Source organism: Providencia sp. PROV267 (assembly GCF_028477825.1).
Classification (GTDB): Bacteria; Pseudomonadota; Gammaproteobacteria; order Enterobacterales; family Enterobacteriaceae; genus Providencia; species Providencia stuartii.
On the sequence record NZ_JAMPLX010000011.1, the window covers coordinates 41,858 to 56,320 of the forward strand.

Consider the following 14,463-nt stretch of genomic DNA (forward strand, 5'->3'; position numbering starts at 1 on the left):
ATATTCGTCATATTTCAAGTGACAGCACGATTGATGATGCTTATTGGTGCTGCAAGGATACAGTGATTTGTTACCTAACTGCACCTCGAATTATTTGAAATATAAATAAAAAGTTCGGGTTGATATTGCGACGGTTATTATCGATGAACCATGGCGATAAGCAGCAGATAAAGGAAAAGCTTATGCTGAACAATGTAATGAATAATGCACTTAGTGGTGTGAATGCCGCACAGGGTGGGTTAAGTGTGATTTCAAATAACTTAGCTAACGCAGGTGTGGGTTACTATCATCGCCAAAGTGCTGTTTTCGGGGAGAATCCCGGCACAATGACACCTAACGGTTATTTTGGTAACGGCACCTATTTTAGCCATGTTCGCCGTGAGTTTGATGAGTTTATTAACCAGCAATATGGTCAATCACGCGCTCGTAGTGGTGAGTATGAAGCTTATGCGAAAAACAGCAGCCAAGTCGATGACTTACTCACTAATGATATTGAAGATATTTCGAGCAATATTGGGAGTTTTTTTACAGCGCTTGATGCCGCAAGCAGTGATGCGAGTGATAAAACATTAATCGATGTTTTTTTAGGTAAATCAAATGCACTGGTAGGGCAGTTCAAGGAAGCAGATAGACGATTACAAGAAATGGAGCGTGATGTTAATCGCCAAATTGAAACTAAGGTGAAAGACATCAATACCTACGCAGAGAAAATCGCTGGTTTGAACCAACAGATAGCGCGGGTGCGCTCTGTGAGCGGCTCAGAGCCTAATGATTTGCTGGACGTACGTGATCGCCTAGTCAGTGAGATCAACTCATTGATTGGCGTAAAAGTGATTGAGCAAAATGGAAACTACAACGTCACTTTTGCAAATGGTTTACCGTTGGTGACTGGAGAAAATGCGAACCGCCTTGAGGCCGTTCCTTCCTCACAGGATGACAGCCGCTTTAGTATTGGTTTTGTTGGTGCTAATGGTCAAGTGCGCGAAATTGCAGACGATGCGTTTCGTGGTGGTGAGCTCAGCGGCGTATTACGCTCTCGCAAAGAGGTCATTGATCCTGCATACCAAAAACTCAATAAATTGGCCTTGGTCTTCGCAAGTAAATTCAACGAAGTACATAAGAAAGGCTTTGATGCCAATGGTAATCCGGGTAAGGACTTTTTCGAAATCGGCAAAGGTAATGTAGTCAGTAATACCTTTAACCGCGGTAAAGCAGAATTTGATTTTAACTATAGCGACGTCTCTCAAGTCACAGGCAATAATTATGAGATGCGTTTTGATGGTAAAGAGTGGAATGTCACTCGACTACCTGAAGGCTTTGCCGTTACCGTTGATCGCTCAACCCCAGATACATTGAAGTTTGATGGTATCGAGCTGAAAATTACCCAAAACAATGCCCAAAGTGGTGATTCGTTTTTAGTCAAACCAGTTAATGGCGTCATCAATGGCATGCAATCTTTGATAAGCGATGCGGCAAATTTTGCGGCGGCGGGTGAGAAAGGGAGCGGACCTGGTGATAATGATAACCTAAAAGAGCTGGTTAAGCTTCAAGACCAAAAATTAATTGGGGGCACATCAACGTTTTCCGATTATTACGCCACTATCGTCAATGATGTGGGTAACCAAACCAAGCAAGCACAGATTGACTCTGAAACACAAAACAAAATGACAGAAAGTTTCTATCAGCAAGAGCAAGCGGTTTCGGGCGTCAATATGAACGAAGAAAGCATTCAAATGCAAAAAATCCAACAGTTTTTTAATGCGAATGCGCAAGTGCTAAAAACTGTAGATGACCTCTTTAATGCCCTAATGAGAGCGTTCTAAATTCTAGTCATTTAAAAGGATTCTATTATGCGTTTAAGTACGAATATGATTTATCACCAGCGCTTGCAAGATATGAATAATGCTCAAGCGCGTTGGATGGATGCGGGTAGCCAACTGGCATCCGGTAAGCGTGTCAGCAAGCCGTCGGATGACCCCCAAGCTTCATCGCAGGCGGTGCGTGTTAATCAATCTGAAAACCGTAACCAGCAATATGTGGCAAGTCGAGGTTTTGCCAAAACAGGCATGCTGCTACAGATGAGCGTGTTGACCCAGATGACAGAGGTTACCACTCAGATTGATACAACAATTATTCAAGCTTCAAACCAAGGTAGTTTGAGTGATAGTGACAGAATGTCACTTGCGGAGCAATTAAGCGGTTTGAAAGATCAGCTGGTAGCGTTAGGCAATACGACAGATGGTAATGGTCGCTATATTTTTGCAGGTTATAAATCTGACAAGCCACCATTTGAGGTGAATGCTGCGGGCGATGTGATTTACAAAGGCGGCGATAAAGCGATTATGCAGAATGTATCCAGCGATCGCGAAATGACCACTTACTTTACTGGCGCACAAGTGTTTGCAACGGATAGCAATAATGTCGTGAATGTTTTCAAAGCGTTAAATGAAGGCATTGCTGCGCTGAAAACGCCTCAAGACCAAGCAACACAAAGCGAAAAAGAGGCAGCTCAAAAAGCATTAGATAGCGCCAATACAGCGGTTAAATCAGCGCTAGATAAAATCTCAAATATTGAGTCGAAGCAGGGGTTGCAGCTACAAGAAATTGACCAATTAAACTTTCTAGCAGATACAAGAAGTATTCAAAATAGTCAGCGCATAAGTGAGTTGTTGGATACAAATTGGACTGGAGTCACAACAGACTATTATAAAGAAATGGCTATGTTCCAAGCATCGCAAGATATTTTTAAAGATTTAAATAGCATGTCATTATTTGGTGGTCGCTAAGACGTGTGCCAGTCTCAACTCATTTGAGGCTGGCGCAATTACCGTATCGTTATTTTTCCCTACAATTATTTTCTTTTCTCTTATCCTATATTGCATTTCTCTTAAGATGATTTACTCTTTATTTTACCCTTTGTTTTTGCTCTTTAAAAAATTAGCCAATAAAACAATAAGTTACTAAGTGTCATAAAAAAGAAGGTATTTTTCTAAAAAATAGGCTAACGAATTGTTATTTAGGGATTTTGTTTGGTAAGCTAATTGTTCACTGCCGTATAGGCAGCTTAGAAAATAGAATTCAATATCACCCCATGATCCGTCTCGGTTCACTGCCGTATAGGCAGCTTAGAAATATTACTCATGACGATAACAGGAAGTTAATGCGTTCACTGCCGTATAGGCAGCTTAGAAAAGTGGCTAATTTTCGCAGACCAGCAAGGCAATGTTCACTGCCGTATAGGCAGCTTAGAAAAGCAGGGTCATATTTACCCCCCCTACCTGTATGTTAACTGCCGTATAGGCAGCTTAGAAATCGAATTTTGGATACAAAAAAACCGCACTAAGGTTCACTGCCGTATAGGCAGCTTAGAAATTACAGAAAAATTATGTTCGAGAAAAAAACCCGTTCACTGCCGTATAGGCAGTTTAGAAAGCATGCTCGGTGTTGCACCGAATGATCCCGTGTTCACTGCCGTATAGGCAGCTTAGAAATCAAAGTATTTACCCGCTTGCTCAAGACGAATGTTCACTGCCGTATAGGCAGCTTAGAAAATAAAAGAAAACCAGTAAAACAATTCTCCCATGTTCACTGCCGTATAGGCAGCTTAGAAAATCACTATTAAGCAAATTACGTTTCGGTAAGTGTTCACTGCCATATAGGCAGCTTAGAAATATGAAGTATGACGAAACCCTGATCCCGTTTAGTTCACTGCCGTATAGGCAGCTTAGAAATAAGACGCGGGTTCAACTCCCGCCAGCGCAGTAATAAAGGGAAAATAAAACTCACATTGGTATAGGAAGATTAGACATAAGGCCAACGGCTTAGAAGGCCGTAGGTCACATACATAAACGTATAGGCAGTTATCCATTTATTAATATAGATTAAATAAACAAGTATTAACATGTACGTTTAAATACAATCAATAAGTTATTTTTGATAAAACGCTTTGCGATCAGCTTCCCAAAATCACCATGTACTCTTTACAAACAATGAATAGCTATAGACAACACTTAAGTTAAACTGTATTTAAATAGTCATATGATTTAACCAAGTCAATGGAAGGCTAATTCAACATGGATGACTTTTCTCCCGCTGATTTAAAAACTATCCTTCATTCCAAGCGCGCTAATATGTACTATTTAGAGCATTGCCGCGTTATGCAAAAAGATGGTCGAGTTCTCTACTTCACCGAAGCGAAAAATGAAAACCTCTATTTCAATATTCCCATTGCGAATACAACAGTTTTGCTATTAGGCACTGGCACCTCTATTACTCAAGCTGCGATGAGAATGCTTTCACAGGCTGGGGTACTGGTTGGTTTTTGTGGTGGCGGTGGCACACCTTTATATATGTCAACGGAAGTAGAATGGTTAACACCACAAAGTGAATATCGGCCAACCGAATATTTGCAAGGTTGGATGCGTTTTTGGTTCGATGATAAAAAGCGTTTAGCTGCCGCTAAAACGTTACAACGATCTCGCATCAGCTATTTACAGAAGACTTGGCAAAGCTCCCGAGAATTGCAGAATGAAGGGTTTATTTATAATGATACGTTGATCCAAAATGCCTTAGAAACCTTTCATACACGAACTGAGGCGGCGGATGACCCTCAGACGCTATTACTCACAGAAGCCCAATTAACGAAGGCACTTTATAAATATGCAGCAAATAACACGGGGCAAAAAAATTTCACACGTCAACATCAAGCCATGGATAAAGCGAATGCCTTTTTAAACCACGGTAATTATTTGGCATATGGTTTGGCAGCGAGTTGCTTATGGGTACTCGGGATCCCTCACGGTTTTGCGGTTATGCATGGCAAAACCCGACGCGGCGCGCTGGTATTTGATGTCGCAGATTTAATTAAAGATGCCATCGTTCTCCCTTGGTCCTTTATTTGCGCTAAAGAGGGAGCCTCAGAGCAAGAGTTCCGCCAGCAAATCTTACAATCTTTCATCGATAATCACGCCTTAGACTTTCTTTTTGATACCGTTAAAACGATTGCGTTACAAACCGGCTCAGAGCAACAAATTCAGGAGCCTAAATTATGATGGTCACTTTTGTTTCGCAATGTGAAAAACATGCACTAAAAAGAACACGACGTGTATTGGATGCATTTGCTAACCGTATTGGTGATAACACATGGCAAACCCTCATCACTGAAGACGGCTTACAAACAGTCAAAAAAATGCTGAGGCAAAGCGCCAGTCGCAATACTGCTGTAAGCTGTCATTGGATACGCTCTCGATCACGCTCTCAACTCTTATGGGTCGTCGGGAATCGCAATAAATTTAATTCACAGGGGCATGTTCCGGTGAACCGTACTGAAAAATCATTTTTAGGCAGCGAGTTTGAAAATGATTGGAAATATCTCTCTTTAATTGCCGCTGTTGCTAGGTTAGCAGCCTTATTCCATGACTGGGGGAAAGCATCCCGCTTATTTCAAGATAAACTGAATCCAGCCGTTAAAATGCCTTTTAAAGGTGACCCTGTTCGGCATGAGTGGGTGTCCTCAATATTGTTTAGTTCATTGGTTAAAATCCATTCAGCGGAAGGGAGTGAGGAAAAATGGCTTGATGCGCTCATTCACCAAGAATGGGATGAATCACAGCTACAGCAATGCGTAAACGATAATTGTTTAGCATCAAATCCACTCGCTGAATTACCCGATGCGGCAGCGTTGTTGACTTGGCTAATTTTAACTCACCATAAGTTACCTTTCTTAGATGAGCAAGAGCTTTGTAATTGGCAGGACAAAGCCATTAATTTGCATACTCAATTATTGGCTAAGATAAAACAAAGTTGGGGCTATAGAAACGGGAATGACGATGCTCAATTTCAACAACGCATCAAGATGTGTTTTGAATTCCCTAATGGCTTATTGAGTAACTCCAAAGCGTGGGTCCAAGCGGTTCAACAAGCGGCAACTGATTTAAAAAATCAACTCCCTTTGTTCCAACAAGCAATGGCAGATGGGAGTTGGCGAGTTATCGCTCACTATGCTCGCCTTTGCTTAATGCTAGGAGATCATAATTACTCATCTCAAGGGAATGACCCACAATGGCACAGTGATATTGCACTTTATGCCAACACACACAAAATCCGCAATATTAACAATATTCCGCAAGTTACATTTAAACAGAAACTTGATGAACATCTCGTCAAGGTCGCTGAAACTGCTCGAGATATTGCAGAAACATTACCTTATTTTGAAAGTGAACCGCCGTTTGCTAGTGATGTTCCAAAGCTTGCATATGATAAAAACAGCACAGGGAAATTTAGTTGGCAAGAAGATGCGGTTAATTCAATTTATCAATACCGCAAAGAGCGTAATGATGACATTAAAGGTTATTTTATTGTCAATATGGCGAGTACTGGCTGCGGTAAAACGCGGGCTAATGCCAAAATCATGCAAGCATTATCTGAAGATAAGCAGAGTCTACGTTATATTTTAGCGTTAGGGTTACGCACATTAACGTTACAAACAGGGGATGAGTATAAAGATCAAAACAAGATTGGGCTAGGCGAAAGGGATCTTGCGGTTTTAATTGGCTCTAAAGCGGTGGCTCAACTGCATCAGAATGCAAAAGAGAATGAAAATGCATCAGAAGCCTCGAATGACACCTCTTCACATCAGACTAATAGCGAATCAAATGATTTGAAGCCTCACCAAACTGGCTCTGAATCACAAGAAATGTTATTTGATGAAAATGAAGAAATGCTCAGATGGGATGAGAATAAATGGTCAGGTATTTTGCCAGAAGAAGTATTATCCACCGTACTGACAAGGGAGAAAGATAGGGCTTTACTCTATGCTCCTGTATTAGCTTGTACTATCGACCATATTATAGGGGCTACTGAAACCATTCGTGGCGGCCGTTATATTCTGCCTTGTTTACGTTTAATGTCTTCAGATCTTGTGATTGATGAGGTCGATGACTTTATTGAGGCTGACTCGGCAGCCATCGCGCGTCTGATCCATATGGTTGGGTTACTTGGGCGTAAAGTGATGATCTCTTCCGCTACAATAACCCCAGATACTGCTTTAGCTTACTTTCACGCTTATCAATCTGGGTGGCATGCTCATGCAAAAAGCCGTCAACAGTCTTTAGAGATTGGTTGTATGTGGATTGATGAGGGGGAATATGACCCCGTAAAAGAGAAATGTAAATCTTCAACGCTAGCTGCTACGCTTGTGGCTAATGATGAAAATACCCCTTACTTTTATCAGCAGTACCATGGCAAGTTTATTGATAAAAGAGCCAAAGTGTTAGGGCAGCAACCTGCACGCCGTAAGGCATTAATAGTTCCTACACCAAAGGATAATACGCAAGAGAGTCAGCAATGTTATTTTAATCACATCCTCAATGCTGTATTAACCCAACATCATTACCATGCTTTTCTTGATAAACGCACGGGTATCCAAGTTTCATTTGGCGTAATCCGTGTTGCCAATATTTTACCTTGTATTGATCTAACGCGTTTCTTACTTGAGTGTGAGTGCCCTGATGAGGTTGAGATCCGCACTATGGCTTACCATAGCCAGCAAGTTCTATTGCTACGGCATGAACAGGAACAACATTTAGATAGTGTTTTAAAACGTAAGGAAAAATCAGGAGAAGAACCTGATGCGCTAAATGATGCGATCATTCGCCAACATCTCGCACAAGTCAGTGCAGAGGGGAAAGCTAAGCATCTGATATTTATTCTAGTTGCTACACCAGTAGAAGAAGTAGGGCGCGATCATGATTTTGATTGGGCGGTGGTAGAGCCTTCATCCTGGCGTTCTATTATTCAAATTGCTGGGCGTGTTCGTCGTCATCGAGAAGGGGAAGTGGCACAACCTAATATGGCGTTATTGCAATACAACTTAAAAGGGTTTGAAGAAGGCAATGATAATCCATTTTCTCGACCCGGCTATGAAAATAGATATATTAATTTAGGGTTATCGACTCATGATCTTTACGAACTGGTTGATGAACAACAATTGAACAAATCAGTTGATGCGATCCCTCGAATACAAAAGCAAGCAAATTATGAAAGTAAAAAACACACTAATTTGGCCTGTTTAGAGCATGCAGCGATAAAGTATACATTTAAAATTGAGCATATTTTCCCGCCTAAACGGGCAGAAAATTCAGCAACATCATCAAGAAGAACCACTCGACGTTCAAATCATCAAACAATACCCAGTAATGCAGCATCTCATATTTGGGGTTATACCCATGGTAATTGGTGGATGACAGCAATATCTCAACAGATAGCATCTTTTCGTAGCGGCGCCCCTTCTTTTCGATTGGTGTTGGAAATCTTACCAAGAGGGGAAATGCAATTTAGTGAATATCATCGCGAAAATGGTTGGGTTAATGTGGGGGCTCAGAATGGAATTCATTTCATAGAGTTCCCTGAGTCAATGAAAAAGAGGCTTTGGTTAGTTCGGGATTATGCGAAATCTCTCGAATCCCAGACAGAGGAAGCGGAACAAATCACTTCACTTTCACGGTTTTATGGCGAGATAACGTTTTTAAAATGTTTAAATGTACATGATGGATATCGTTATGATGACCAGATGGGGGTATACCCAATAAAAAGGTAGTTTGCATCACTTAGTAAAAAATGAGTATTTATACTTATTTTTGAACGTGATGTTTATCAGATGGGGAAATAGGATATAGCTTGAGATAAGTGGGGAACTATCTGTGTATAAGCTAGATTAATAGATAAGTTAAGTCACAAGGGCCAAAATATGTTAGATCCAGCAATAGAAGCCTTTTTTGCTGAGCGCAAAGAAGGCTGGCTTAAAAAGAATCTAAAAGCTTCTATGAGTGAAGCAGAAGTGCAACAAATAGAGCAACAGTGTGAAGATACTTTTGCTTTATCGCAATGGTTACCGAATGCGGCAAAACGAGCAGGGCAAATATCGCTTTCGACTCACCCGTGTACCTTTAGCCATCCTAGCGCACGTAAAAATAAAAATGGCTATGTTAGTGCAATTATCGCTAATGCAAAGCAAGCGAATGATGGCTTTTTACGCTCAAGCAATGTTGCTGTAGAGCCTGATGCATTAGGTAATGCAGCGGCATTAGATGTCTATAAATTTCTTACATTACAGGTGCAAGATGGGGCAACGTTATTAGCGCATATTGAAGCGGAAACGCAACTTGCAAAAACGTTATTAACTCTGAATAACGAGTCTTATCAAGAGATAAGAAATGGTTTTTTGGCAATGAGCGCAACGGATGATTCGGTGGTGACGAGTTCAAAAATCAAACAAGTCTATTTTCCGGTGTGGCTTGATGACGAAGACTATCACTTATTGTCTATTTTAACCCCTTCAGGATTGTTGTTTGAAATGCGCCGCCGCATTGATGATATTCGTTTTTCTGAACAGACTAAGACATTACGTGATCTAAAACGTAAAGGGGAATATAGCGAGGTAGGTTTTAAAGAGATTTATGGGCTCACAACCATTGGTTTTGGTGGCACTAAACCACAAAATATTTCAGTTTTAAATAATCAAAATGCAGGGAAAGCCCATTTATTGCTTTCTTTGCCCCCAGTGTTGAATATTCGAGAAACACGTTTACCAAAAACGAATTTTTTTACTGACGCGATAAATCCATGGCACACCAAGGAAACATTTCAAGCTTTCCATGGATTAATTAATTTACCGAAAGATAAACGAGGTAACCGCTTTATTGAATACCGAGATAACCGAATTCAAGAATATGTGGATTATATTATCGTCATGATGTGGAAAGTTCGCCGTGCTTTGGAACAGGAAAATATCACATTACCAAATAAGATTTCCAACTATCAAAAAACATGGTTATTTCCAGATAATCAAGAACAACGAGATAATACGGATGACTGGCTCGAAATATTAATTCCAGAAATTGCTCGTCAATTTATTGCAGGCTACAAGGTAGTTAATGGCAAAAAAGCATTATTTTTAGGTAACGATGAGTTTAATGCCATTGTTGATGTTGTTGCGAGATATAAGGAATTATTGAGATGAACAATTCAATGAATCTAATAAAGCTCTCACATCTGAAAGTACATAATGCTAATGCACTATCAAGTCCATTCACTATTGGTTTTCCTGCCATGACAGCATGGCTAGGGTTTATGCATGCGCTAGAGCTTAAATTAAGAAAGATAGGCTTTTTAGAATTACAACTCGAGTCAATCGCGGTTATCAGCCACGAATGTAATTTACAAACGTATAAAGGTCCTAGTGATTTTGTAAGTTCAATCGTCGGTACGGGTAACCCACTCGATAAAGAGGGTAACCGTTCAGCGTTTATTGAAGAAGCCCGGTGTCATTTAGACGTTTCATTACTGATTGAATTTTCAGATAGAAATGATGAGTACGGTAATGTGTTAACGGATAAATCAATCGTTGACCGGATTTATGAGCTAATCCCAATGATGAAACTGGCTGGTGGCGATATTTTGTCTGTGGATCTGCCTCAGATGCATTATTTGCCTGCCAATGATGATATGGGGAAATATAGACGTAGCTTATTCAATAGTTTAATGCCCGGCTACGCTTTGATTGAGCGTAGAGACTTAATGGTATCTGCAATGGAAGATGGTCAAGATGCTATGGATGCGCTTTTAGACTATGTGACTGTCCATAATCAATGCGTTGAAGTAGACATTCAAAATGAATCAAAAAACAAACACTATGAGTGGAAAGTTCAGCGTAAAACAGCGGGCTGGATTGTACCAATAGCGACAGGTTACCAAGGTATTTCCCCATTAGGTCAGGCTAAAAATCAACGAGACCCAAACGTTCCCCATCGGTTTGCGGAAAGTCTTGTGACGCTTGGTCAATTTGTCATGGTCAATAAGATAGGCCATCCCAATGAAATATTATGGAAATACAGTAATAACTTAGAAAATAGTCTCTATTTATGCCAACAAGTTGAATCAAAATATTTTACGAGCGGAGAGTAACAATGGCGAAGAATAATGATGTAGCATCAGTACTGGCATTTGAAAAAAAATTAGTTCCTTCAGATGGTTATTTTTATGGTACGAGTTGGGATCATAAATCACAATGTACACCGCTCGTGCTACAAGAAAAGTCAGTCCGAGGTACCATTTCAAATCGTTTAAAAGGTCCGGTTAAAAACGACCCATTAAAATTGAACGCTGAAGTAGAAAAAGCCAACTTACAAACAGTTGATGCTTGTGCATTAGGCACTCAACAAGATACGTTAAAGCATCAATTTACACTCAAAATTTTGGGGGGTGTAGAGACGCCATCTGCTTGTAATAATGCCTCTTTTAAAGAAAGTTATACTAAAGCGGCAAAAGAATATATTGCTAGGGAAGGTTTCCGTGAGCTTGGTCGCCGTTATGCGCATAATATTGCTAATGCACGCTTCTTATGGCGCAACCGCGTGGGCGCTGAAAAAATTGAAGTTGAAGTGAAAGTATTAAATAAAGGGCAAGAGCAGCAATGGACATTTGATGCGACACAATACAGCATTCGTAGTTTTGAAAAGCAAGATGATAAAGTGAATGAGTTAGGTGCTAAAATTGCTGCTGCACTGGCAAACAGTGAAGGGGCACTACTTCTTGAAATTACCACCTATGCCCAACTCGGGCAGTCTCAGGAAGTTTATCCTAGTGAAGAGTTGGTATTGGATAAAGGTAAAGGTGATAAAAGTAAGATCCTTTATCATGTGAACGGTCATGCGGCGATGCATTCACAAAAAATAGGCAATGCTCTACGCTCTATCGATACTTGGTATCCTGATTATAACGATGAAGTTAATAGTGCGGGGGCAATTGCTATTGAACCTTATGGGGCCGTGACTAACCTTGGTCGTGCATATCGAACTCCTAGCGATAAACAGGACTTTTATACGCATTTTGATAAATGGGCTCGTGGTGAAAAATTGGCACGACTCGAAGATGAACACTATGTTATGGCGGTCTTGGTGCGTGGTGGTGTCTTTGGGGAAAGTGACAAATAAGGTGAACTATGGACTATTATCAGGAGATCACATTACTGCCTGATTCGACGATACCGTTGGACTTTTTATGGCAAAAGGTCTATCAGCAAATACATATTGCGTTGGTAGAAAATAAGTCTGAGGCCGGTGATAGCGAAGTTGCGGTTGCATTTCCTGAATATGGAAGTGTTGGCTTCCGGTTAGGAAAAAAATTGCGTTTGCTCGCAAAGACTGAAAAAACGCTGACTCAGTTAAATATCAGTCACTGGCTAATGAGGCTAGCGGATTATGTGCATATTAAGTCGATTCAAGCGGTGCCAGAGCATGCCACGCCAATTAGTTATGTGCGTCAACATGTAAAAGGTGCAAAGCGTCTTGAACTGGATAGGTATAAGAAAGCTCAATTGTATTCAGTAAAATCAGGGCAGCCTATTGAGGTCTGTTTAAGCGCAATAAAAGAGCCTCAAACGCGTAGTCGTTTACCTTTTATTTGGATGGAAAGTCAGCAAACAAAGTCTAAAACAGAAGGCGATGGGCATCGTCCATTTCCACTCTTTATTCGGTGTGTTGCTGCGAAGGAAGCAAAGGCAGGCACGTTTAATTGTTATGGGTTAAGTCAGTCTATGGGGAAAGGCGAAGAGGTTGCCACCGTTCCACATTTTTGACCTTTTTTACCCTTGTTTTTTTGCTCTTTAAAAATTAAACATAAAAACAATAAGTTGCAGCAGACTGTAAAAAAGAAGGTATTTTGATAAAAATAGCTTTAACTGTTTGTTGTGACTTATTTTTTATTTGATACGCTATAGTTCACTGCCGCATAGGCAGCTTAGAAAGCTAGATGCTTCTCTATCTTAGATTTTATGAAGTTCACTGCCGCATAGGCAGCTTAGAAAAGATGCAGGTTATGGCGATGACCACAAAAATTGTTCACTGCCGCATAGGCAGCTTAGAAAATTGAGTGCGGAAAATATCGCGGTTCGCCAATGTTCACTGCCGCATAGGCAGCTTAGAAAAAGTAAAACAGAACGATTAAAAGGTGTGAAATGTTCACTGCCGCATAGGCAGCTTAGAAATGTCGATTTCATTGTCATTGAAGGTCTACGAAGTTCACTGCCGCATAGGCAGCTTAGAAAATTAATCCCCGCTTTACGTGCTGGAACCGTGGGTTCACTGCCGCATAGGCAGCTTAGAAAAGTATAGCCACCACTTGCAAATCCAAAGAAATGTTCACTGCCGCATAGGCAGCTTAGAAATTCCACCGCAAAGGGGGAATCTTTATCAGGTAGTTCACTGCCGCATAGGCAGCTTAGAAATTTGATATTACCGTTTTTATCCGCAACGTTGAGTTCACTGCCGCATAGGCAGCTTAGAAAACGCGCCAGTTGAAGCGTATAGCTCTTTACTTGTTCACTGCCGTATAGGCAGCTTAGAAATCAAGCACTTCAAAATCTCCCCAAATCAGTGGCGTTCACTGCCGTATAGGCAGCTTAGAAATCAATAGGTGTAATTTCATTGAAGTAAGCCTTGTTCACTGCCGTATAGGCAGCTTAGAAAATATGCCATCACATCAGCAAGCGTTGAAAAGTGTTCACTGCCGTATAGGCAGCTTAGAAAAGAATATTTTGAAGTTAAAATCTTTCATATTGGTTCACTGCCGTATAGGCAGCTTAGAAATTTCATCAATACGAGCCCCCGAGTCAATGTGTTGTTCACTGCCGTATAGGCAGCTTAGAAAAATGAAACATCTGACTGATTTTATAATATTTTTCAAGGTGACCATTTTGGCTTGTTCTATAAAATACAAAGGTCGCTTCTAATTCTTTATTTTCGTCCAAAGTCACCGATAATAAAGGCGAGGATTTATTAATCGACTTTGTAAATACAACTGGTTTATATGAGGTACTTTGCTCACGAAAAGAACCATATTAGTTAGCCCCAATCACTTAGACTTCATCTTTATGACCAATTTGATAACGATTATCAATTGAGTTCTGAGATAAGCATCCTACTGAAATAAAACAAATATTTCCTCAGTGCGAGTTTGAAGTTGAGTTAAGGCTTCAAGTATATCATCATGATTGAGTGTGCGTTTAGGCTTCTTTTCCGTCCGTTAGATGGCCCATTATCCGGAGGAACGCCTTGAGAACGCGTATTACCATTTATCCTGAACCAATTTTATCAATTCTAATGTGCGGCCTAAGCGTTTATTATCAACGATAGCCCTTGGTCAACCTCGGACAGCTGATCATAAATAGAATAGGGCAAAATTCCGCCTTTTAAGCGGAGCTCTTTTTTCGAATTAACTCGAAACACCTCAATATCGCCATTAGCGTTTTTCGACTCAGCCTCTGAATCACACTGTAGTATCGAAAGATTACAACGTGTACCTGATAAGAGCACCAATCAATGGACTAGGGATATTTTGGATTGCACCGTCAAAAGAAGCCCAACCTAACCAGGCTTAGCTAAGTTAATGGGCTAAAAAGCCATCATC

Annotated in this window: 8 protein-coding genes, 1 pseudogene and 2 CRISPR repeat arrays; of the genes and pseudogenes, 8 read left to right on the plus strand and 1 reads right to left on the minus strand. The window is 40.6% G+C overall.

The genetic code is table 11. The annotated features are described in order from the left end of the window. The first annotated feature begins 182 nt into the window (after positions 1-182). From flgK to cas6f, 8 genes are all read left to right on the plus strand, one after another. Positions 183-1,823, plus strand: a complete 1,641-nt coding sequence (flgK, locus tag PR709_RS08790; protein WP_014658062.1) for a flagellar hook-associated protein FlgK — start codon at positions 183-185, stop codon at positions 1,821-1,823. Positions 1,824-1,850: 27 nt separating this feature from the next. Further along, a complete protein-coding gene (gene flgL / locus PR709_RS08795; protein ID WP_014658063.1) occupies positions 1,851-2,786 on the plus strand; it encodes a flagellar hook-associated protein FlgL in 936 nt (311 codons plus the stop codon). A 257-nt stretch (positions 2,787-3,043) separates the two neighbouring features. Beyond that, positions 3,044-3,731: direct repeats of the CRISPR family, unit length 28 nt; unit sequence GTTCACTGCCGTATAGGCAGCTTAGAAA. 342 nt (positions 3,732-4,073) lie between these two features. Next, positions 4,074-5,051: a type I-F CRISPR-associated endonuclease Cas1f gene (gene cas1f / locus PR709_RS08800; RefSeq protein ID WP_004918636.1), complete on the plus strand. Its 978-nt coding sequence runs from the start codon at positions 4,074-4,076 to the stop codon at positions 5,049-5,051. Then, positions 5,048-8,596 carry a type I-F CRISPR-associated helicase Cas3f gene (gene cas3f, locus PR709_RS08805; RefSeq protein ID WP_004918638.1) on the plus strand — a complete coding sequence of 1,183 codons (3,549 nt, stop codon included), beginning with the start codon at positions 5,048-5,050 and terminating at the stop codon, positions 8,594-8,596. The genes cas1f and cas3f overlap by 4 nt, the downstream gene beginning before the upstream one ends. Positions 8,597-8,746: 150 nt before the next feature. Beyond that, positions 8,747-10,018: a type I-F CRISPR-associated protein Csy1 gene (locus tag PR709_RS08810; protein WP_272570866.1), complete on the plus strand. Its 1,272-nt coding sequence runs from the start codon at positions 8,747-8,749 to the stop codon at positions 10,016-10,018. Next, positions 10,015-10,962, plus strand: coding sequence for a type I-F CRISPR-associated protein Csy2 (csy2, locus tag PR709_RS08815; protein WP_004918642.1), 948 nt, complete (start codon positions 10,015-10,017; stop codon positions 10,960-10,962). The genes PR709_RS08810 and csy2 overlap by 4 nt, the downstream gene beginning before the upstream one ends. A gap of 2 nt (positions 10,963-10,964) precedes the next feature. Further along, a complete protein-coding gene (gene csy3 / locus PR709_RS08820; protein WP_004918643.1) occupies positions 10,965-11,990 on the plus strand; it encodes a type I-F CRISPR-associated protein Csy3 in 1,026 nt (341 codons plus the stop codon). Between the two features lie 8 nt (positions 11,991-11,998). Further along, a complete protein-coding gene (cas6f, locus tag PR709_RS08825; protein ID WP_004918644.1) occupies positions 11,999-12,634 on the plus strand; it encodes a type I-F CRISPR-associated endoribonuclease Cas6/Csy4 in 636 nt (211 codons plus the stop codon). A gap of 140 nt (positions 12,635-12,774) precedes the next feature. Then, a CRISPR array of direct repeats spans positions 12,775-13,704; the repeat unit is 28 nt; unit sequence GTTCACTGCCGTATAGGCAGCTTAGAAA. 28 nt (positions 13,705-13,732) lie between these two features. On the opposite strand, the pseudogene PR709_RS08830 reads toward cas6f, so the two are convergent. Beyond that, a pseudogene (locus PR709_RS08830) lies at positions 13,733-13,867 on the minus strand (type VI secretion system tube protein Hcp); the annotation flags it as partial. Between the last annotated feature and the right edge of the window lie 596 nt (positions 13,868-14,463).